Origin of the sequence: Bacteroides sp. 4_1_36 (assembly GCF_003466325.1) — a bacterium.
Lineage (GTDB): Bacteria > Bacteroidota > Bacteroidia > Bacteroidales > Bacteroidaceae > Bacteroides > Bacteroides uniformis.
Genome location: NZ_QSOX01000031.1, coordinates 1 through 20712, shown reverse-complemented (window position 1 = coordinate 20712; position 20712 = coordinate 1). Strand labels below are relative to the sequence as shown.

Annotated in this window: 19 protein-coding genes and 1 tRNA gene; 6 read left to right on the top strand and 14 right to left on the bottom strand. The window is 47.7% G+C overall.

Annotation, left to right across the window (positions count from 1 at the left end; all coding sequences use genetic code 11):
- Positions 1 to 182: 182 nt before the first annotated feature.
- Both DXD65_RS19680 and rho read right to left on the bottom strand, forming a co-directional pair.
- Positions 183 to 1649, bottom strand: a complete 1467-nt coding sequence (locus DXD65_RS19680) for a sulfatase (RefSeq protein WP_005831557.1) — start codon at positions 1647 to 1649, stop codon at positions 183 to 185.
- Between the two features lie 133 nt (positions 1650 to 1782).
- A complete protein-coding gene (rho, locus tag DXD65_RS19675) occupies positions 1783 to 3822 on the bottom strand; it encodes a transcription termination factor Rho (RefSeq protein ID WP_005832474.1) in 2040 nt (679 codons plus the stop codon).
- A 292-nt stretch (positions 3823 to 4114) separates the two neighbouring features.
- On the opposite strand from rho, the gene DXD65_RS19670 reads away from it, so the two are divergent.
- The gene (locus tag DXD65_RS19670) at positions 4115 to 4948 is read left to right on the top strand and encodes a 4Fe-4S binding protein (RefSeq protein ID WP_034526131.1); all 834 of its coding nucleotides are present in this window, start codon (positions 4115 to 4117) and stop codon (positions 4946 to 4948) included.
- 3 nt (positions 4949 to 4951) lie between these two features.
- On the opposite strand, the gene tilS is transcribed toward DXD65_RS19670, so the two are convergent.
- The gene (gene tilS / locus DXD65_RS19665) at positions 4952 to 6220 is read right to left on the bottom strand and encodes a tRNA lysidine(34) synthetase TilS (RefSeq protein WP_005832470.1); all 1269 of its coding nucleotides are present in this window, start codon (positions 6218 to 6220) and stop codon (positions 4952 to 4954) included.
- 346 nt (positions 6221 to 6566) lie between these two features.
- Here tilS and feoB point away from each other — a divergent pair, with 346 nt between their 5' ends.
- From feoB to DXD65_RS19645, 4 genes are all read left to right on the top strand, one after another.
- Positions 6567 to 9038 (top strand): ferrous iron transport protein B, encoded by a 2472-nt coding sequence (feoB, locus tag DXD65_RS19660; protein ID WP_008664930.1) that lies wholly within the window; start codon positions 6567 to 6569, stop codon positions 9036 to 9038.
- The gene (locus DXD65_RS21360; RefSeq protein ID WP_369739527.1) at positions 9038 to 9253 is read left to right on the top strand and encodes a hypothetical protein; all 216 of its coding nucleotides are present in this window, start codon (positions 9038 to 9040) and stop codon (positions 9251 to 9253) included. The genes feoB and DXD65_RS21360 overlap by 1 nt, the downstream gene beginning before the upstream one ends.
- Positions 9254 to 9321: 68 nt before the next feature.
- A tRNA-Cys gene (locus DXD65_RS19650) sits at positions 9322 to 9393 on the top strand.
- Between the two features lie 129 nt (positions 9394 to 9522).
- On the top strand, positions 9523 to 10059 hold the full coding sequence (locus DXD65_RS19645; protein WP_005831535.1) for a TlpA family protein disulfide reductase: 537 nt from the start codon (positions 9523 to 9525) through the stop codon (positions 10057 to 10059).
- Positions 10060 to 10133: 74 nt separating this feature from the next.
- Here DXD65_RS19645 and DXD65_RS19640 read toward each other — a convergent pair whose 3' ends face one another.
- The 7 genes from DXD65_RS19640 to DXD65_RS19610 form a co-directional block, all read right to left on the bottom strand.
- On the bottom strand, positions 10134 to 10871 hold the full coding sequence (locus DXD65_RS19640) for a class I SAM-dependent methyltransferase (protein ID WP_005831533.1): 738 nt from the start codon (positions 10869 to 10871) through the stop codon (positions 10134 to 10136).
- Positions 10868 to 11053 carry a hypothetical protein gene (locus DXD65_RS19635; protein WP_008664928.1) on the bottom strand — a complete coding sequence of 62 codons (186 nt, stop codon included), beginning with the start codon at positions 11051 to 11053 and terminating at the stop codon, positions 10868 to 10870. The genes DXD65_RS19640 and DXD65_RS19635 overlap by 4 nt, the downstream gene beginning before the upstream one ends.
- A 29-nt stretch (positions 11054 to 11082) precedes the next feature.
- Positions 11083 to 11460, bottom strand: coding sequence for a VOC family protein (locus DXD65_RS19630; protein ID WP_005831529.1), 378 nt, complete (start codon positions 11458 to 11460; stop codon positions 11083 to 11085).
- A gap of 49 nt (positions 11461 to 11509) precedes the next feature.
- Positions 11510 to 12655: a DUF4468 domain-containing protein gene (locus tag DXD65_RS19625; RefSeq protein ID WP_005831527.1), complete on the bottom strand. Its 1146-nt coding sequence runs from the start codon at positions 12653 to 12655 to the stop codon at positions 11510 to 11512.
- Positions 12656 to 12694: 39 nt separating this feature from the next.
- Positions 12695 to 13429, bottom strand: coding sequence for an MBL fold metallo-hydrolase (locus tag DXD65_RS19620; protein WP_008664926.1), 735 nt, complete (start codon positions 13427 to 13429; stop codon positions 12695 to 12697).
- 82 nt (positions 13430 to 13511) lie between these two features.
- The gene (locus tag DXD65_RS19615) at positions 13512 to 14216 is read right to left on the bottom strand and encodes a pirin family protein (RefSeq protein ID WP_008664925.1); all 705 of its coding nucleotides are present in this window, start codon (positions 14214 to 14216) and stop codon (positions 13512 to 13514) included.
- A 99-nt stretch (positions 14217 to 14315) separates the two neighbouring features.
- Positions 14316 to 15317, bottom strand: coding sequence for a 2-hydroxyacid dehydrogenase (locus tag DXD65_RS19610; protein WP_008664924.1), 1002 nt, complete (start codon positions 15315 to 15317; stop codon positions 14316 to 14318).
- Between the two features lie 234 nt (positions 15318 to 15551).
- Here DXD65_RS19610 and DXD65_RS19605 point away from each other — a divergent pair, with 234 nt between their 5' ends.
- Positions 15552 to 16877 carry an OmpP1/FadL family transporter gene (locus DXD65_RS19605; protein WP_005831520.1) on the top strand — a complete coding sequence of 442 codons (1326 nt, stop codon included), beginning with the start codon at positions 15552 to 15554 and terminating at the stop codon, positions 16875 to 16877.
- Between the two features lie 80 nt (positions 16878 to 16957).
- Here the strand turns inward: DXD65_RS19605 and DXD65_RS19600 are convergent, their stop codons facing one another.
- The 4 genes from DXD65_RS19600 to DXD65_RS19585 form a co-directional block, all read right to left on the bottom strand.
- Positions 16958 to 18238, bottom strand: coding sequence for a hypothetical protein (locus DXD65_RS19600; RefSeq protein WP_117887878.1), 1281 nt, complete (start codon positions 18236 to 18238; stop codon positions 16958 to 16960).
- Positions 18239 to 18414: 176 nt separating this feature from the next.
- Positions 18415 to 19542, bottom strand: a complete 1128-nt coding sequence (locus DXD65_RS19595; RefSeq protein ID WP_005831514.1) for a glycosyl hydrolase family 18 protein — start codon at positions 19540 to 19542, stop codon at positions 18415 to 18417.
- A 12-nt stretch (positions 19543 to 19554) separates the two neighbouring features.
- The gene (locus DXD65_RS19590; RefSeq protein ID WP_016274291.1) at positions 19555 to 20490 is read right to left on the bottom strand and encodes a hypothetical protein; all 936 of its coding nucleotides are present in this window, start codon (positions 20488 to 20490) and stop codon (positions 19555 to 19557) included.
- 27 nt (positions 20491 to 20517) lie between these two features.
- Positions 20518 to 20712 (bottom strand): RagB/SusD family nutrient uptake outer membrane protein (locus DXD65_RS19585; protein WP_117887877.1); only part of this gene is annotated, 195 nt, incomplete at its 5' end.

Genomic DNA, 20712 nt, shown 5'->3' with positions numbered 1-20712 from the left:
ACAATTACTAAATTACAAATTACTCTTATTGAGGCGCAAAAGTACAAAAAATCCCTTTAACTGCCTTCTTTTGAAGCAGAATATTATTGAAGACTTGCAGCGGGATGGGCGAAAAGAATGGAAGTGCCGGTCAAGGCACTGATAATCATCTATATTATTCTGTTTTTTTTAGTTCTTTTTGCTTACTTTCTATTGATAATGTCTCTGGCGCAGGGTCCTTCGTGGTTGGGATATCCCGGTGCGTGGCTGCGCCATCTCTTGTCGGCTTCAACTTTCAGGCTTCGGTAGTCGTCCTGTGTGCGGCGGATGTAGTCGTCCAGCAGTGCCCGGTGCTCGGCCAGAATCTTTGAGTATTTGGGGTCATGGGCAAGGTTTCGTCTTTCTCCTTTATCCTTCAGCATATCATACAGTTCTTCCCCGTTGCCTTCCAGATAGTGTGTGTATTTGTATCTGGGACTGCGTATCATCCGTCCCGGGCTGACGGTCACTTCGTATTCACTGTGCCATTCGGAGGCTGCATAGGGGTGCTGTCTCTTTTGCTTCTCGCCTTTCAGGAAAGGGGCAAGGCTGATGCCGGGCTTGGAGGAAGGCACCGGAATGCCTGCCAGTTCACAGAGAGTGGGCAGCAGGTCGATAGTGGGTTGGGTCAGTAAATCTTCCACCGGTTTTTGACGGGGATGAATACCGGGACCGGCTATGATGAAGGGCACATTTGTCATTTCTTCGTAAAAGCTGACCTGCTTGGTTACCATGCGGTGTGACCCCATTCCGTCTCCGTGGTCTGCCAGTACAATGACAATTGTATTTTTGCCGGCGGGAGTGGAGTAGAGGGCTTCCAGTACACTCTCTATCTGTCTGGCCACTATCCGCGTGTAATGCTGGAAGGCGGCGACGTAGTGCCGGTAATTGTCCTCGTTCCAGTGGGCGGCTTGCATCATCCTCCGGTGGCTGCAGCAGATGTACTGAATGGGCAACGGAAGTTTTTCCCAGTCTTCCACTTCAAAGTTTTCGGGTAGTAGCGGGAGTGGGGTACTGATGGGGCTATCTATGTGCTCCCCTTTATTTTCGCCTACATATCCGCAGATATTGTGCGGGTTTTGGAAATCGGCTATGCAGATGAAAGGTTCTTGCGGCGGATTGCTGAGATAGGCCACGGCATCCTCGCAGGTTCCTACATCCAGAAAGCTGTCATTGTTGACGGGAAATTCGGGGTCGGTGAAGGGCTTGGCAACCGGTTCCTTGTGGCGGAATCCCCTTAGGGAACCCATGTCATGGGTTTTGCCAAAGTGGACGGCCTCATAACCGTTGGCGGTGAAGAGGCTTCCCAGGGTCGGAATGCTGTCGGGCAGCGGAGGATTGATGTGTTCGGCCGAGTTGGAACGTACATTGGTTTGATGCGGCATCAGTCCGCTCCATAAGGCAGCGCGTGACGGTTGGCTGAGGGGGCATCCCACGTATGCGTTGGCAAATGTTACACCTTGGGAGGCAATTCGGTCTATAGGTGGAGTGCAGCTGGGGTCGGCACCGTATGCGCCTACTACCCGCTGGGTCAGATGGTCGCATTGGATAATAAGAAAATTGGGCGATTGCTGTGCCATTACCGGAAAGCTGCACAATGCCATTCCCATAAAAGAGTGAATCGTTTTCATCAGATTTGGATTTTATTTGTTCAAGGTTATTGTATGGTGGCAAATGTATGAAAAAACGGATATAAAAAAAGCTTCCACCTACGTTTATGAACGTAAATGGAAGCTTTTGTACAATATCTGTATGCAGTTGCTGTTAACTGTTCATGCTCATCAGGAATTCGTCGTTGTCTTTGGTCTTCTCCAGACGGTCTTTTACGAAGTCCATGGCTTCTATCGGATTCATGTCGGCAAGGTACTTGCGGAGAATCCACATGCGGTCCAGTGTCTGCTTGTCTTGCAGCAGGTCGTCGCGGCGGGTGCTGGAGGCAACGATGTTGACAGCCGGGAAGATACGCTTGTTGGACAAGTTGCGGTCGAGCTGCAACTCCATATTACCCGTACCCTTGAATTCTTCGAAGATAACCTCGTCCATCTTTGAGCCAGTGTCAATCAAGGCAGTGGCAAGGATGGTCAGTGAACCGCCGCCCTCGATGTTACGTGCTGCACCGAAGAAGCGTTTGGGCTTATGCAATGCGTTGGCATCCACACCACCGGAAAGCACTTTGCCGGAAGCCGGGGATACGGTGTTGTAGGCACGTGCCAGGCGGGTGATGGAGTCGAGGAAGATGACAACATCGTGTCCGCATTCCACCATGCGTTTTGCTTTTTCAAGGACGATGCCGGCAATCTTCACGTGGCGTTCTGCCGGTTCGTCGAAGGTAGAGGCGATTACTTCCGCATTGACGGTACGCGCCATGTCGGTAACTTCCTCCGGGCGTTCGTCGATGAGCAGCATAATCATGTAGACTTCCGGATGATTGGCGGCAATGGCGTTGGCTATGTCTTTCATCAAGATGGTCTTACCGGTTTTGGGCTGTGCCACAATCAAGGCACGCTGACCTTTGCCGATGGGGGCAAACAAGTCTACGACACGGGCCGACATAGAGTCGGAGTATCCGCCTTTGCAAAGCTTGAACTTCTCGTCCGGGAAGAGGGGAGTGAGGTGCTCGAACGGTACGCGGTCGCGTACGAAAGCCGGGTCACGTCCGTTTATTTTGGATACTTTTACCAGCGGGAAGTACTTTTCGCCTTCTTTCGGGGGACGGATTACGCCTTCTACCACATCACCGGTTTTCAGGCCGAACAATTTGATTTGTGATTGTGATACGTAAATATCGTCCGGTGAGGACAAATAGTTGTAATCGGAGGAACGGAGGAAGCCGTAGCCATCCTGCATGATTTCCAGTACACCGGTTCCGGTGAGGATGTCATCGAATTCGTACGTCTTCTCGCGTTCTATTACGGGTTTGCGTTCCGGAGCGGCGGGATAGTTCTCTCCGTTGTTATACGGTTGTGCAGGGCGCTGCTGCACGGGGCGCTGTTGGTTATAGCCACCGTTGCGGTTGTTATTGTTGTTGTTATTGTATGGGTTGTTGTTGTCGCGGGCGCGGAGGCGCGGGCGTTGTGGCTGTTGCGGTTCGGCTGGGGCAGCGGCAGGAGTGGGAGTGGCGGGAGTTTCCGCTTTGGTCGCTTCGAATTTGCCGATAAGTTCGGATGGCAATTCTATTTTTTCCGTAGGGAGGTCTTCAATGGGGATGAAGTCATCTGCCGCTTCGGCCAGGATAGGGCTTTCGTCCGGTACGATATTCTTTTCTGCTTTGGCTTCTGCCTGAGGTTCTGTTTTCGGAGCTTTAGCCTCGAAGTTCAATTCCGGTTCGGCAACCTTCGGGGTTTCCGTTGCTTGGGGTGCAGCAGTCTCTTCCTTTACCTTGCGGGGGCGTCCCGGTTTGCGTTTGGGTACGGCGGCTTCTTTGGCTGGCGCCGGCGTTGCAGCTTCTATGGTCGGTTCTTGGGGTGCTTCCACAGTTTTGGGTTGTTCTTTCGCAGCCGGTGCTTCCTCTGTTTTGGCTTTGGTGAGGTCTCCGTTTTTATTGGCTGAGAACACTTTGTCGGCACCTTCCTTTTTTACGGTCTTTACAGTGACGCGCGAGCGTTTTTGCTTTTCCCCTTTACGCTCTTCCTTCAGCTTGTCGGCGGCAACTTTCTTGGTAGCGCCTGCGATAGCTTGTTCGTCAAGTATCTTGTAAACAAGTTCTTCTTTTTTGAGTGAGTCTGTTTTTTTTATACCCAGTTCTTGGGCAATAGTTTGTAGTTCCGACAAATTTTTGTCGTTCAGTTGAATGATGTTATACATACAGTATATATGTGAATGGTTTAAAATTTACTTTTATTGAAAGGCATAAGTGCACAGTTGCAGTTGTTGTAGGAAGCAACTTGGGCAAGTTTACCTTGTGATATATGATTTATATGGGATATTTATTATTGAACCGGAAATCTGATAAACAATTCTCGCCACAGCAAGAAGTCGCAGAATGTTTCAACGGTGCAAAGGTAATAAATATTTTTGGTTTCATAAACAAATCATCTTTTTTTTAAATTTAAAACTTTATCTTTGCTGTATTAACAACAACATGAAGGATTGGTTTATGAATATAGATGAAGTACAGTTGATAACTTTTTCACCTACTTGTACCTCTAAACAAGTGGGAGAGGCAATTGTTCACGGAACGGGAATTTCGTCTGTCTCCAAAGTGGACCTCACCTTGGAGGCGGCGGGTAAAAGGGAGGTGCCTTCCCATGCTTTGGCGGTCATCACGGTGCCCGTATATGGCGGTCATGTGGCTCCTTTGGCATTGGAGCGGATGAAGGAGCTTCATGCTGACGGTGCACCTGCCGTGGTTGTGGTGGTGTACGGCAACCGGGCCTATGAGAAGGCTTTGGTGGAATTGGATGCTTTTGTCACGAGGTTGGGCTTCAAGGTAATTGCAGGTGCTACGTTTGTAGGAGAGCACTCTTATAGCAGTGAGAAATATCCGGTGGCAGCCGGACGTCCGGATGCGGACGACTTGGAGTATGCAAAGCTTTTTGGTGAAAAGATACGTGCTAAAATTGCGGCGGCCGAAGATATGGAGAAACTGTATGGGGTGGATGTGACCCGTATCCAGCGTCCGCGCCAGCCTTTCTTCCCGTTGCTCCGCTTTTTGCGCAGAGTCGTCAAGTTGCGTAAGAGTGGGGTGCCTATGCCCCGTACTCCGCAAGTGGATGCGGAACGTTGTACGCATTGCGGATATTGCGTGAAGCATTGTCCTGCAGGAGCCATTATAAAAGGAGACGAGTGCAATACGGTTGCAGAGAAATGCATCAAATGTTGTGCTTGTGTGAAAGGCTGTCCGCAGAAGGCGCGCACGTATGACACGCCGTTTGCCGTATTGCTTTCCGATTGCTTCAAGAAACAGAAGGAGGACAGAATCATTCTGTGATGGCTACTGGTCGATGGTTGATACGACCAACACTTTCCGGGTTTTTTCGTCTATTCTGAAACGGTTGTCCACCCGTTCTCCCACCAGCCAGATGATGTCATCTCCGCAGCAAAGCACCCATTGCCGTTCTTTGCGCAGAAGGGAGAACTTGCGGTCGGTCAGGTAGTCGCTTACCTTCTTCCGGCCTTTCATGCCGAAGGGCACGAAGCTGTCTCCCTGCCTGCAAAGGCGCAGTGATAGGGGATGCTGGAGTTTGTCGGCATCAAAGCAGGCGGTAGCTTTGTCGCGTGGAATCATGAAATCCGGTGCATAGGGATGCTCTTTCATTTCCAATAACGGCTTTACGGCTTCCTGTACGGGCTCTATCAACAACGAGCCGCGGTCTTTGATGACACGCCAGCCGGGGGTGGCAAAGACTTTGCCGGGCTGTCCGTCCAATGTCCGGCAGATGTCCCTTACTTGTGCGGCGTTGAATCCAAGCGGATGCAGAATTTCAAATAAGACCGTTTCCGGTGCCGCTTCTTGCCTCAGGGCGCCGATACTTATGCCTTCCGGTGTCTTGACTCGCAGTTTGGCTTCTTCTATACCTATATTATATATAGAGGCGGCATCGTCCAGATGCTCTGCCGTTTTGAGGATGCTTTCCTTGACGGAGGGGTTTATCTCCTGCATCATGGGAAGCAGGTTCAAGCGTATTTTGTTGCGGGTATATTCGTCCTGCAGATTGGTGCTGTCCGTCACGTAGGCTTGCCCGATACTTTCCAGATAACCGACGATTTCCTTTCTGTCCAGGCAGAGCAAGGGGCGGACTATATGTCCGTTTCGGGGGCGTATGCCCCGCAACCCGTTGATGCCGGTACCGCGAATCAGATTGAGCAGCAATGTCTCTACACTGTCATCTTGATGGTGGGCGACGGCAATGACAGCTGCACTGCATGCTTCCCTTGTTTTTTCGAACCACGCGTAGCGCAATTCCCTTGCAGCCATTTCGATGGAGATATGCCGTTCCTTTGCTTCCTGCTCCGTGTTGAAGTGGACGGTGTGCAGCGTCACCCGGTGCTCCAGGCAGAGTTGGCGTACAAAGTGCTCGTCGCGGTCGGATTCCGCTCCGCGCAGATGGAAGTTGCAATGGGCGGCTTCGCATGTGTATCCCAGGCTGAGGAGCAGGCGCAGCAACGCCACGGAGTCCGCCCCGCCGCTCAGTGCCACAAGTATCTTGTCGTCCAGCGAGAAGAGCTTGTGGCGCTCGATGTATTGTACTACCTTCTGCATATTCAACTATAGAGTGGTGCAAAGATAGTGCAAACGATTTTTATTGCCATATCTGCAAGTATCTATTTTCAGAATCTCTATCGGCTAAGGTCGTATTTGCTAAAAGCTAATCTTACCACAGCTGTGTTTTATGCATACCACACCTTTGTTCTTTTCTTACCACAGCTGTGGTAAGAAAAGAACAAAGGTGTGGTGAAGTTACGATTTAGTATCTCTGGAAGTAGTGTTCTGCCTTCTGGGCATTATTGTTTAGTGTCTCTTATTTAAAAACATTCTAAATTATTTGTGCCTTGCGGACATAAGTATTATCTTTGCCCCCAAAATAGAAAAGAAAGGCAGAAAGACTATGCGTTTGTCCGAATTGAATACCGGTGAAAAAGGTGTAATCGTAAAAGTGCTGGGACACGGTGGTTTCCGCAAACGGATTGTGGAAATGGGATTTATTAAAGGTAAAACAGTGGAGGTCTTGCTGAATGCCCCACTACGCGACCCTATCAAATACAAAGTAATGGGATATGAGATTTCTCTTCGTCGGCAGGAGGCTGAGATGATAGAGATTATCAGTGAGCAGGAAGCTAAGGAGCAGGCTGTGCAGCCCGATTACCACGAGGGGTTGGGCGAAAACATGCATCTGGGCGAAGATGAGCTGAAGCAACTGGCCCTCGGCAAACGCCGCACCATAAATGTGGCTTTGGTGGGAAATCCCAACTGTGGTAAAACTTCTCTTTTCAACATCGCTTCCGGTTCGCACGAGCATGTGGGCAATTACAGTGGCGTTACGGTAGATGCCAAGGAGGGGTATTTTGATTTCCAAGGTTACCACTTCCGTATTGTCGACCTTCCCGGAACCTATTCCCTCTCGGCCTACTCCCCTGAAGAAATCTATGTCCGCCGGCACATTATCAATGAAACGCCGGATATCATTATCAATGTTGTGGACTCTTCCAACCTGGAACGCAATCTCTATCTCACCACCCAGCTGATTGACATGAACGTGCGCATGGTGATTGCACTGAACATGTACGATGAGCTGGAAGCCAGTGGAAACACGCTGGACTATGTAAAGCTCAGCCAGTTGTTCGGAGTTCCGATGTTGCCTACGGTCAGCCGTAGCGGAAAAGGCATTGAACAGCTGTTCCATGTGATTATCAATATTTACGAAGGCGGCGACTTCCTCGACCATAAGGGCAGGATGCGCAGCGAGATATTGAGTGACCTTCGCAGCTGGCATCAGGAGTATGTTCCCGACCATGACTTCGGCAGCCATAAAGAAGAGATAGAACAGCCGCGTGGCTTCTACCGTCATATCCATATCAATCACGGTCCCGAGCTGGAACGTAGCATTGAGGAGGTGAAGCGCGTCATCAGCGTCAATGAGAACATCCGCCACAAATATTCCACGCGTTTCCTTGCCATCAAGTTGCTGGAGAACGACGAAGACTTGAAAAAGATTGTGGAGGAGTTGCCCAATGGAAAGGAGATTCTTGCCGTCCGCGACCGGGAAGAGGCACGGATTGCCGAGGTGGTGAACGAGGAGAGCGAGCAGGCCATCACCGATGCCAAGTATGGTTTTATAGCCGGTGCCCTGCGCGAGACCTATGTGGACAATCATCAGGATACGTCGCGCACTACTCAAATCATAGACTCAATCGTTACTCACCGTGTATGGGGTTATCCCATTTTCTTCCTTTTCCTTTATCTGATGTTCGAAGGCACCTTTGTGCTGGGCGACTATCCTATGCAGGGGATTGAATGGCTGGTAGGCGAATTGGGCGACCTGATATGCAACAACATGTCCGAAGGACCGCTGAAGGACCTTCTGGTGGATGGTATTATCGGAGGTGTGGGCGGTGTCATTGTTTTCCTGCCGAATATTCTGTTGCTCTATTTCTTTATTTCCTTGATGGAAGACTCGGGCTATATGGCACGTGCCGCTTTCATTATGGATAAGATTATGCATAAAATGGGGCTGCATGGAAAGTCTTTCATTCCGCTGATTATGGGCTTTGGGTGTAATGTGCCCGCCATTATGGCTTCGCGTACCATCGAGAACCGCAAGAGCCGTCTGGTGACGATGCTCATCAATCCGCTGATGTCGTGCAGCGCTCGTCTACCCATCTATTTATTGCTGGTAGGCGCCTTCTTCCCGAACAATGCGAGCTTTGTGCTGTTAGTAATCTATGCCATCGGCATTCTGTTGGCAGTGGTCATGGCACGTCTTTTCTGCCGCTTTCTGGTGAAAGGAGACGATACGCCGTTTGTCATGGAGCTGCCGCCTTATCGTATGCCGACGTCCAAGGCCATCTTCCGCCATACGTGGGAGAAGGGGGCGCAGTATCTCCGCAAGATGGGAGGCATCATTATGGTGGCATCCATCGTTATCTGGGCATTGGGATATTATCCCAACCACGATGAATATGAAAGTGTGACGGAACAGCAGGAGAATTCCTACATCGGCCGGATTGGTAAAGCCATGGAACCGGTCATCGAACCGTTGGGATTCGACTGGAAGCTGGGCATCGGCATCCTTTCCGGCGTGGGCGCCAAGGAGCTGGTGGTAAGCACGCTCGGAGTGCTTTATGCCGACGATGCCGAGGCAGATGCCGTAAGCTTGGGTGAACGCATTCCGATAACGCCCCTGGTGGCTTTCGGTTACATGGTGTTTGTGCTGATTTATTTTCCGTGCATCGCCACGTTGGCAGCCATTAAAGGGGAGTCGGGCAGTTGGAAGTGGGCCGTGTTTGCGGGACTTTATACTACTGCGCTGGCCTGGCTGATGTCTTTCGCAATTTATCAGATAGGAGGTCTGTTTTTATGATGAATAGTTGGCAGGAGTGGGTAGTAGCCTTATTGTTGTTGCTCTGCGCTGTGCGGATTGGCATGAGTATTTATTCTTTTTCTCATCGGGTCAAAGAAAATGGTAATCCGTGTGATAGTTGTGCAAGTGGCTGTGAACTAAAGAATTTGTATGATAAGAAGCGTGCGGAGTGCAGTGGAGTGACGAAAAAAAAGAAGAAAAGTTGTTGCGGATAGTTGGTAGTTTCAAAAAAAGTGCTACCTTTGCATCCGCAAACGAGAAATAAAGAGTTCTTGTAAGAACCGGTACCTTGGATGAGTGGCTTAGTCAGCGGTCTGCAAAACCGTGTACGGCAGTTCGAATCTGCCAGGTACCTCGAAGAATAAAACTCCGAAACTGCTTTTTAAAAGTGTTTCGGAGTTTTTTGTTATAGGGAATTGTTTGCCCATTCTATAAAATATCATTCGCTGAATAGTTACAGCTTACTTATTAAAGATTGAATAAAATGAAAAAAGTTGGATTTCTGATTTTCTGTCTGTTTGCTATGTGCAGCATGGCAGGCAAGGCGCAGGATGTAGTGGCGGACAGTACCGGCTACATCGTTAAGGTAGGGGAGATGGCTCCAGATTTTACAGTGAAGCTGACGGATGGGAAAAGCATTACCCTTTCGGGACTTCGTGGGAAGGTGGTCATGTTGCAGTTTACCGCGAGCTGGTGTGGGGTATGCCGTAAGGAGATGCCTTTCATTGAGAAGGATATATGGCTGAAGCATAAGTCGAATCCGGATTTTATGCTGATTGGCATCGACCGTGACGAGCCGTTGGAGAAAGTGATTGCTTTTGGTAAGTCAACCGGAGTGACCTATCCTTTGGGTCTGGACCCGGGAGCGGATATATTTGCGAAGTATGCGCTCCGCAAGGCAGGTATCACACGCAATGTCCTGATTGATAAGGAAGGGCGTATTGTGAAGCTGACACGTCTGTATAACCCTGAAGAATTTGCTTCTCTGGTGAAGGAGATTGACGGAATGCTTTCTGAATAGTAGGAATAGGCAAGATATAAAAAAGGAAGTGCCCCCTAAAAGTTTTTGTCTAACTTTTAGGGGGCACTTCACTTTTATGCTTGTCGGGATAGTTTGGCAAGATAGTCATAATGTGTACCCTCTTTCACCAGCTCTGCTTTGAAGCCATTTTCGGCAGCATAGATGCTCAGGGTCTGAAAGTCGATATAGAGCCAGTCAAAGGAGTCGCCTTTGACATTCTTGTATTGCATCTGGAAGTCTACCTCTCCGTAGTAATCACCGGCAAGGTTGATAACAATACTGCCATCTTCCTCTTCGAACAGATAGCTCAGGTTGCTGGAATCCATTAAAACACAGCCTCCAGGCCGGAGCAGTAGCTTCATCTTCCGGAAAAAATCAGGCAGATTCTCCAACTTTCCGATAATGCCGGAACCGTTCATCAGCATCAGGATAGTGTCGTATTCATCGGCAAACTGTTCATTGAACAGATTGGTTTGTGATACGCTACGCACACCTCGCTGCTTCATCACTTCCACGGAAAGCGGGGAAATGTCGATGGCATGGACCTCTTTTCCGGCTTCTTGCAGGGTAAGGCTATGGCAACCGCTACCGGCACCCACATCCAGAATCTTTCCGGTCGCCATTTGCAGAGCAGTACGCTCCAGCAAGGGCATTTGCTTTTCTGTGCGGAATAGCTCTTCGACGGGAATTTCGTCCTCATCGAATTGTGAAGAGAACACGCGTAGGCGGTCGGCTTTATGCCGTTTAAAGTAATCGGCTATGGCTGCGCCCATCGGGTCCTTGTCGGCAGGCAATAAGGCTGTATTTATCATTTCTTATGTCTGTTAGCGCGTTTGCGGCGGATTTCTGCTTTCATTTTGGCTGAGGCGGAACCGTGTTGCCCGGTAATGTAGGTTTTCTTCTTGGCTTTGGTCTTTATCTTGTTTTCTTCTTTAGGTTTGTCCTTTTTGCCTTTGAAGACAATACCACCCATCATCGCTTCTTCTATACTCATATATTTCGTTGTTTTAGTGATGTAAAATATCATTTCTCCGGCAGTACCTCAATCCAATAGTCATCCGGGTCATTGATAAAGTACAGTCCCATTGCTGTGTTTTCGAAACATACCCATCCGTTTTCCTTATGGTATTGGCGTATGGCGTCGTAATCACCGGATACGCGGAAGCAGAGGTGACTCTCGTTCTCCCCTAATTCGTAGGCTTGTGGATGCTCCTTCAAGCAGGTCAGTTCCAGCAGGAAGCCGGTACTGCTGTCGGTCAGATAGACCAGAGTGAAAGAGCCGTCGGACGACTCTTTCCTATGATGTTCTTTCAGCCCCAGTGCCTTTTCGTAGAATGCGATGCTACGTTCCAAGTTGGTGACATTGATATTAAAATGGTCGAATTTACTTTTTATTTCCATTTGTTTATTTCTGATTTGATTATTTACAATTTACAGTCTGCGTGTGCGGTCATTTGACCATTGCTTTCAGAATTTCGCCTACATACGTGCGTGGCATACCTTCCATCGTTGCCGGTGAAGGCAGCTTCTTACATTCCAGAATGACCGTAGGCTCTGTCTGTCCCGTAGGATAGAAACGGATGGTATAGCTTTCTGCTTTTTCCATTTGTTCATACGGCTGGTCGGGCGACAGTATGCTGAATACAACTGGTTTGCCGTTGACTTTGCCCAAAGAACCTCCGGAGTTTGCTGTCATCATGGTCATGTTGAAAGGCTCTTGGCCGATGACGATAACCAATTTGCCTGCTCCGGTCTGGATGGCATCGGCTGACAATTGCTCGGGGGCTATGGTTTTGTATTCTTGCTGCTGGCTCTTTTGGGCAGGAACCAGTGCGGCAGGTTTCTTGACTTGGGGCACTTCGATGACTTGGGCATCTTTCACGATGCCTTCGGATGCCTTTTCAGCAGCCTGGGCAGGTTCCACGGTAACTTGTTTCTTCGGGGTGATTACCGTCGGACCGGAATTGACGACAGCCTTCACCTCTTTCTTTTCTTCCTTCTTTTCTTCTACCAGAGCTTTGGCAGTGGTGGCGCTCAATGCTTCTGCTGCTCCCAGGCAAAGGTCATCAACGAAGTCTACGGTTTTTCTGCGCCACTTGGCAAGTCCGCGTACCAGTTTGGTCTTCGCCTTGTTCAAGGCATACTTGTCTACAATCCACTCCTCGGCGGTATATTTTTCTTTTCCTTCGCGGTAGTTAAACCGTATCTTTTCTACTTCGAGCACGCTCTTTTCGGGTTGGCAGGTCACAGTCAGCTGGTAAAGGATTTTGGTACGGTCTAATGACAGAGCCGTAGAACTGAATACAATCCATTCATCCCCGATACCTACAATTTGTCCTTTCTCTTTGTCTGAGAATACTACACGGCTGGTATTTTCATTCTCTTTCAGACGGGCATCCATCCAGCCGAGCAGACGTTCGTAGATTTCATCCTGAGACATGCCGGGGATGCTGAATTCTTTGGTGAATACCACTTTGCCGTCCACCTCGGGAACAGCACCGGCCAGATATTTACTGTCGTCCCTATCCTGCGCCTGCAGCATGGCCGGCAGACAAAGGCAAAACAGTGTAAAAAGAAGTTGTGTCAAATTTTTCATAATAGTATGTGTTTTAATTATTAATTTACGAATTATGGGCTACAAGTTGGGGAGTTCGAAACTTTCACCACGGTGTGCAATGCTCAGAAAGCGGCATCCCTTGCTCTCGGCAAACTGCCGGAAGGCGTTGCCTCCCTGATAATCTTCGCTGAAGTGCATCGGTACAAATATAGTGATTTTTATTCGTTCCACGAATTGTTCTGCTCCACGCATATAATCTTTTCCGATACGGCTGTCCACCGGAAACATGGCTACATCTACGGCAGGTGCAGTTTGCTGCAGCTCTCTCACTTCGGCCAAAAAGTCACCTTCGGCCTTGCGTATTTCCTGCGGAGTAGATTCCTCGCTCCAGTGCCAGTTGTTCAGGTCACCGGCATGGAACAGCCGTCTGCCCTGCAGGTCTATCAGGAAGGAGATACCCACATCGGTAGAACCGAAGGCCTGGATACGGATATGTTCGTCTTCGTAGGTGTCGCCCTTATTGATGTAGGTGGCATCTTCCGCTGAGGCGCGGCGGTGCTTCAGGATGTCTTTGGAGAATATGTAGCGGATGTCGGGCCGCAGTTTTTTCCATGAAAGAACTTCGCGATTGAAGTGGTCGGGATGGAAATGCGAGCATAGTACGTAGAGTAAGCCCGGCTTTTCCAAGAGATAGTCGTGCACGATACCTTTATTGAAAACCTCTTCCGAGGAATCTTTATAGTAATCGATAATGACCGTCACTCCGTCCGCTTCAATCGCGAAGCCGCTATGGTAGATGTAATCAAGTTTCATTTACGGATTGAATTATAGCGCAATATTACAAAAAACGCTACACAAACTTCCGGTTTAAGCTGTTATTTTATGCAAAAGCACGCTACATCGGTACTTCTATGAAGAGAATGTGAGAGTCTTTCAATGTTTCCAGCTCAAAACTGCCGGTTTCGTATACTCCCATTCCGTCACGGCGTGAGAGTATTGTGCCGTCCACTTTGACTTCACCTTCCATTACGAAGATGTATACACCGGAATGCGATTGGTGCATGTGGTAGTCAATCTTCTTTCCGGCTTCTATTTCACCGATAGAGAACCAGGTCTGTTGTAGCAGTCTGGCAGGAGCATCGCCGTCAGGGGATACTATTAGTGCCATTTCATTTTTGCGCAGGAGTGGACGTACGTCGAAGTCCTGGTATGCGGGTGGTGTGTTCAGCTTTTCGGGCATCACCCAGATTTGCAGGAATTCTACCGCTTCAGTGTCACTGCCGTTCATTTCGCTGTGGTAGATGCCGGTGCCGGCGCTCATGGTTTGTATATCTCCCGGAGTGATGACGCGGCTGTTCTGATGATTGTCCCCATGTTTCAGTTTCCCTTTCAGGGGAATGGAGATGATTTCCATATTTTTATGAGGATGTGTGCCGAAGCCCTTTCCCGGAGCCACACGGTCGTCGTTCAGTACACGTAAGGCGCCGAAATTCATCCGGCGGGGATTGTAATACTCGTCGAAACTGAAGGTGTGGTGGCTGTCAAGCCAATCATATAGGGAATGACCTCTGCTGTCTGATTTGTCTATAACTTTTTTCATAATTTATTCCTTTTCTTAAAATGGTTTATGTACTAGTAACGCTTTGGAAAGCTATAAAGTTTAAAAACCGATGTCTAAGAATTTATAAATGAGTGGGGACTATGCCCTGACCTCGTTCTCCAGTGGCTTATGGTTCATAAAATCTTTGATGTTCTGCAAGGTTGTCGAAGCAATGTTTGCCAGTGCCTCGCGTGTGAAAAAGGCCTGGTGCGAAGTGACGATGACATTATTGAAGGACAGTAGCCGCGCCAGAGTATCGTCATCAATGATTTTGTCCGATTGGTCTTCATAGAAGTATTCGCTTTCCTCTTCGTACACATCCAGGCCGGCAGAGCCGATTTTCTTGTTTTTCAGTCCTTCAATCAGGGCGTTGGTATGGATGAGTTGTCCACGTCCGGTATTGATAATCATCACACCGTCCTTCATTTTACTGATGGAATAGTCGTTGATGAGATATTTGGTCTGTTCAGTCAGCGGGCAGTGCAGGGAGATGATATCCGAATTGTGATATAGCTCATCCAGGCTGGTATATACCACTTGATGTTCACGGGCGAAATTATAGTCGGGATAGAGGTCGTAGGCAAGAATATTCATGCCGAATCCACGCAGGATACATATCAGTTTCTTGGCTATTTTTCCCGTGCCGATGATGCCTGCAGTTTTTCCGTACATGTCGAAGCCCAGAAGTCCGTGCAGCGAGAAGTTTCCGTCTCGTGTCCGCCAGGTAGCACGTGGAATTTTACGGTTGAGGGATAACATCAGGGCAACGGTATATTCTGCTACGGCATAAGGGGAGTAAGCAGGGACACGCACTACGGTAATGCCACGGTCGGCAGCTGCCTTTAAATCTACATTGTTGTAGCCGGCGCAGCGCAACGCCAATAATTTCACGCCGTTGTCTGCCATCAGACGGATAACTTCGGTATCGGCCGTGTCGTTCACGAAAATACAGACTGCGTCTACTCCTTGGGTTAAAATAACGTTGTGCTTGTTAAGATGCCCTTTATAGTAGCGGAGCTCAAAACCATATTCCTTGTTTTTTTCGTTGAAAGACGCTTCATCATAAGGTTTGCTGCCAAAAAGTGCGATAGTGTATGCCATGAGATTTGTTGTTTTTTAAATGTTACATAATTATAGGGAGATAACAAGTGGAAAGTTGATATGGTTCAGTGGCCGGAAGGATTCATAAAATGATAATTATTTCTATTTGTTTCATCAGAAACTATTTGGTGTTTCAATTAAAGTTCTATATTAGGATAACTTTATGCACAAAATTCTTTTTCATGTGCAATATTATTGTACCTTTGCGCCCGAAAACAATTAAAAAAGATTTAGATGAGAAAATTTTCGTTGATTGGCATTGCGATGTTAATCGTTTCAATTCCAACTTTTGCGGGTGGTATCCTAACAAATACAAATCAGCATGTATCTTTTCTTAGAATGTTAGCGCGTGGTGCTTCCATTGATATTGACGGTGTCTATTCTAATCCGGCCGGTTTGGCCTTCTTGCCGGAAGATGGTCTCTATTTGTCTTTGAATGGACAAAGTGCTTATCAGACCCGTAACATAAAAGCGACATTTCCCTTGTTTATTGAAGATGGGAATACACGTTATTATAAAGGAAAAGCTTCTGCTCCTTTCATTCCTAGTTTTCAAGGTGCATATAAAAAAGGAGACTGGACTATTTCCGGTAGCTTTGCTGTTGTAGGTGGTGGCGGTAAGGCATCGTTTGATGATGGTTTGGGTATGTTCGATTCAATGGTGATGGGACAAGTCCATACTATTTCGGGTGGTCAAATCACTCCCAATATGTATTCTATCAATAGTGCAATGGATGGAAGCCAGTTTATTTATGGTGTGCAATTGGGGTTGTCGTATCAAGTTAATGATTGGTTAGGTGTGTTTGCCGGTGGACGTATGAATTATTTTACCGGTGGGTATGAAGGATTTCTGACTGCAACAGCACACAGTAATATTCCTACTTATGGTGGCATGGAATTGGTTGGTATCGATTTAGACTGCGACCAGACCGGCTGGGGATTAACCCCTATCTTGGGAGCTGATGTGAAGTTGGGCAAATGGAATATTGGGTTGAAGTACGAGTTTATGACAAGTCTTAATCTCGAAAATAAAACCAAAAAAGCTGAAGTGCGTGCAATGGGAACTGCTATGGGAGATGAAGGGAATCCTTTGGCTGACTATAAGGATGGTGTGAATACTCCGAGTGATATCCCTGCATTATTGACTGCAGCTGTTGGTTATGAATTCCTTCCTACGCTTCGTGCAACGCTGGAATATCACCATTTTTTTGATAAAGCGGCAGGGATGGCCAATGATAAGCAGAAAGCGTTGAAGCATGGCACACATGAAATCTTGATTGGTGCAGAATGGGATATAGCTAAACAGCTGACCATCAGTGGTGGTTATCAGCGTACAGATTATGGCTTGGCTGATGATTTTCAGAGTGATATAAGTTTTTCATGTGACTCTTATTCACTGGGGTTTGGTGCTGCCATCAAAATGACAAAGCATTTGACTATGAATATAGCCTATTTTTGGACAAACTATGATGATTATACAAAGAAGATAAGTGAAACCACCAAGAATGTTTATAGCCGTACTAATAAAGTGTTTGGTCTTGGTGTTGACTATAAGTTCTGATTTCACAATCCTACCTTTATATATTAAGAAGCCGTCTCAAATATCGATTTGAGGCGGCTTCTTTCTTATTTTATATTGGATTAGAAAGAATACTGTACAAGCAGGTTCATACGGTTGGCATGGTTGGTGGAATTGTCGAAGTTGGTGCGCCAGCCACGCAGATATTCAGCGCCTACCTGCATGTTCGGGGTTACGTTCCAGAATACGTTGGCTACGAAATACTGTCCGTAGCGGTAGGTACTTGGCAGGTCGTTGGGATAACCGTCTTCAGAGTAAAGGCGGGACATGCTGTAAGTGCTTGAAAGGAATACCTTTGGAGAAATGTTATATTGTAGACCTGCATACCAGCCCAGCATGGGCAATGCCTGCATTTTGCCTTCCTTTTCGGGATTGGGGACAATATCGACGTTCAGATTACTGATGTCATTCAGGTATTGCCCGATACCTTTACCATAGTTGACTTGTCCGAATGCCTGCCATTTTTTACCGAGGTTAAAGGTCGTTGAGGCTTGTACACCGTATCCGGTGACGCTGGAAGCCTTGTCCCTTTCCGTGCTGGTATATGTCATGCTGCGGATGATACCTCCTACACGCAGATGACTGCTGCTGTTCCAACTGTATTGTGCCGAAGCTGTGAAGTCCGGCATGCGTTGCTGGGCAATTTCGAATTGGCTGCTTGTTGTGCCGTCAACGGCAGGCGCCTCGATGGAAGCTTGGAAACGAAAGTCTTTCAGCCCTTTATAAGTATATGACAATTGTGTAGCGCGGTAGAACGTGGCACCGTTGGGCCCCTGGAAGTCAATGGTGGAGGGGAGGGCGCCTAAGTCCATGAAACCGCCGTAAGTATATCCCACCGTTATATTTCGGAATGACATATAAGCATTCCGTAGCTGGAATGTTTTGTCTCCTCCTCGGAAATTTCCGGCTGTATAGACTGTGAAGTCACCCAATAGCCGGGTGTGTCCGACTAATTTCAGAAAGATAGTGGCCGTACTGGCATCCATTTGAAATTGATTTTTGATTTTACTACTGCTTGGAATGTTGGCAGGAACAAAGTCAATATCATCCACAATACCTCCAAAATCATACTCGCCGGTGGCACGGACATACCCTCCGATACCCAGGGCGAATTTGCCTTGTTTGTCCATCAATAAGAAGCGGGGAGCTTTCGGGTCATGGATGTAAGGCAATTGTGACTCATTCATGATGCGGATAATCTCGTCGCCCGCTTTGTCGATAGTAACTATGACAATGCCGTTGGGGGCTTCGTCATCGATAATCTCTTTTTTTTGTGCATGGATAGTGGACAAGGGAAGTCCGGCTACGCACAACAGAAACATTGCTTTTAAGATTGTTTTCATTTAAGTTAGGTTTTGATGAATGTGCTTTCAACAACTTAAATGAAAAAAGGTTTTGTAGTCTTGGAGGAGGAAAGGAGGTTATTCCGTCAGTATTCTTGCCTTGAATGAAGATCGTATGCAAAATTACCCTTACCCTAATTTCCGGAATAACCTCCTGAGAATGTGTGTTAAGTTACTTATTTTTTCATGACGGCATTCCACAGCGCTTTGCGTAGGGTTCCCATGGTGTCATCGCCTTCATAATCCCAGAACATCATGCCTTTCATGCCATTTTTTAATATCCATTCACCTTTTGCGGCAATACTGCGGGGATTGTCGTAACCACAGTAGAAACTGCCGTTTTTGGTGACATAGGGGACATTGCCTTCTGTATCCCAATTTTCGATGACATAGCCGTCATCCTTACTCAGGTTGAGAATATCCCGATAATTGATGCTGCCGCCGGCATTGAAATCGGCTCTTCCGTAGAACGGAATTCCCAACACTAATTTGTCGGCAGATACCCCTGCATTCAGGTATTCGTCTACGGAACGCTGGCAGTCCCAGTAATTACTTGGCTTGTTCAATGCTGATTGATGCTGGGGGGCATCAACCAGATCATAGGCCATGATATTGACGAAATCTACATACGGGTCTACGGCCTTTACATCAATATATTTATAGCCTTCGCCTTGGGGACGCTTGTCCATGCAATAACCTGCATAGGTCAATAGGGTGGACTGCCCCAACGCTGCACGCAGGTCTTTCATCAATAGGGTGAAGTTTTCCACATCTACCAACTCGTCATAGGCATTGCTGCTGAAAGTCATACCGGGAAATTCCCAGTCAATGTCAATACCGTCTATGCCCTCACTCGAAACAAAGGCTTTGCAGTCTTGTGCGAATTGCTTGCGCATTTCCGGACTCTTCGCCAGGGCGGAGAAACCTCCGTCCTGGGAATTGTCAGTATTGGAAACGCTATTGGTAAAAGAGAGTAATATCTTCACATGTGGATACTGGCTCTTTATTTTCTTTACCTTATCAAAACGGGATTTATCACCTTGCAGGCCAAACTTTTCATAAATTCCGTTTTTAACATATAATTCTGCAAAAGCGTAGTTTATGTGGGTCAGGTATTTGGCATCGGGTATGGATGTGCCATAATAAGTGACGTAGCCCAATGCAACCCGGCCTGCAACCTGCTCGGCCATTTCGGTCTCGTTGTCTTCATTTCCCGGAGCTGGCAGTCCGGGCATGTAGTCGTCATTGTGACATGCAGCTACTAGAAAGACAGTAGCTATTATAAATAGCAGTTTCCTTTTCATAGAGAGTGCATATTATTCAGAATCGGTTTCTGCTTCAGTCTTGAAATAAGCATACCAGCCGCTGTCGTCCCAATCCACACCACCGCTATACTTGCCGGGATGATAGATTGTGATATAGTTCTCATCCAGTGTCAGCAGCCAGAATTTGTTGCTGCCTACGCTTTGTCCGTTGTCGTCATAATTTCCTCCGATGGTGGGGATACTTGTTATCAGTTCACCCAGTACTCCGTCTTCCGGTTTTTCGTGTGTGAAGGAGAAAGTACCTTCTGCCTTCAGGTTTCCGCTGGCATCATAGGTTTTCATCTTGTTTCCGTCGAATTCGAATACCATGGACTGGTCTCCCGCTTCGGCGGCAGTGACATTGGCCCACCAGGCAAAATTTGATTCGGGAGTATAGCCTGCACTGGTATATTTCCAGCCTCCATGAGCCCCCATATTGCAGACGGAACCCCAGCTGACTTCACGGAATTTCCAGGTCTTCTTGGCAGATTTGTCACTCTTGTCGGTTGCACCGGTGAAGTAAGTGGACCAATCGTCGAATACATTGGTCACAGTCACTACAACCGGATCTGTCTTGATAATCTGATTGGCGGAAATGCCCATATAGTAGATGGAATAGTCCGCATTGGACTCCATGATGACCGTAGCGTTGTCCGTGACCAGAGTCTTACTTTGTTTACTTCCTTCGCCCCCCCATTCTATGTGCCATGAACCGCCAATGTCCGGGCGGGAGTTTTTCAGGGCGATATACTGGTCGCCTTCCACTACTCCGTCTTGGTTGGGGAAGGGTTGGGTAATGGATATGGCGGCTTGTAATGCCTCCTTGGTTATGGGTGTACCGGCATCAGTCACATATTTGTCTCGCAAGTCTTCGTCTTCGATAGGATCGCATGCAGTAACGATGAAGGCTGAAGCAAGCATTGCTATCAATATTTTTGTTACTTTCATATTGTCTTTATTTATAGGTTAATACTCTTACATATTGTTCCAATCCGAGAACTGGGCAGATGCATCCCAGCCTGGATTCTGCTCAAGGACTCCATTGGAGATGTCGATTTCGTCTTGCGGAATGGGCCAGTAGCCTTGGGTTGCTTGTAGGCGTTTCTTATAGTCCTCAAATCCGCAACTAAGCTCTTCAGCGTCCTTCTTGCGTCTAAACGTCCTCTCATC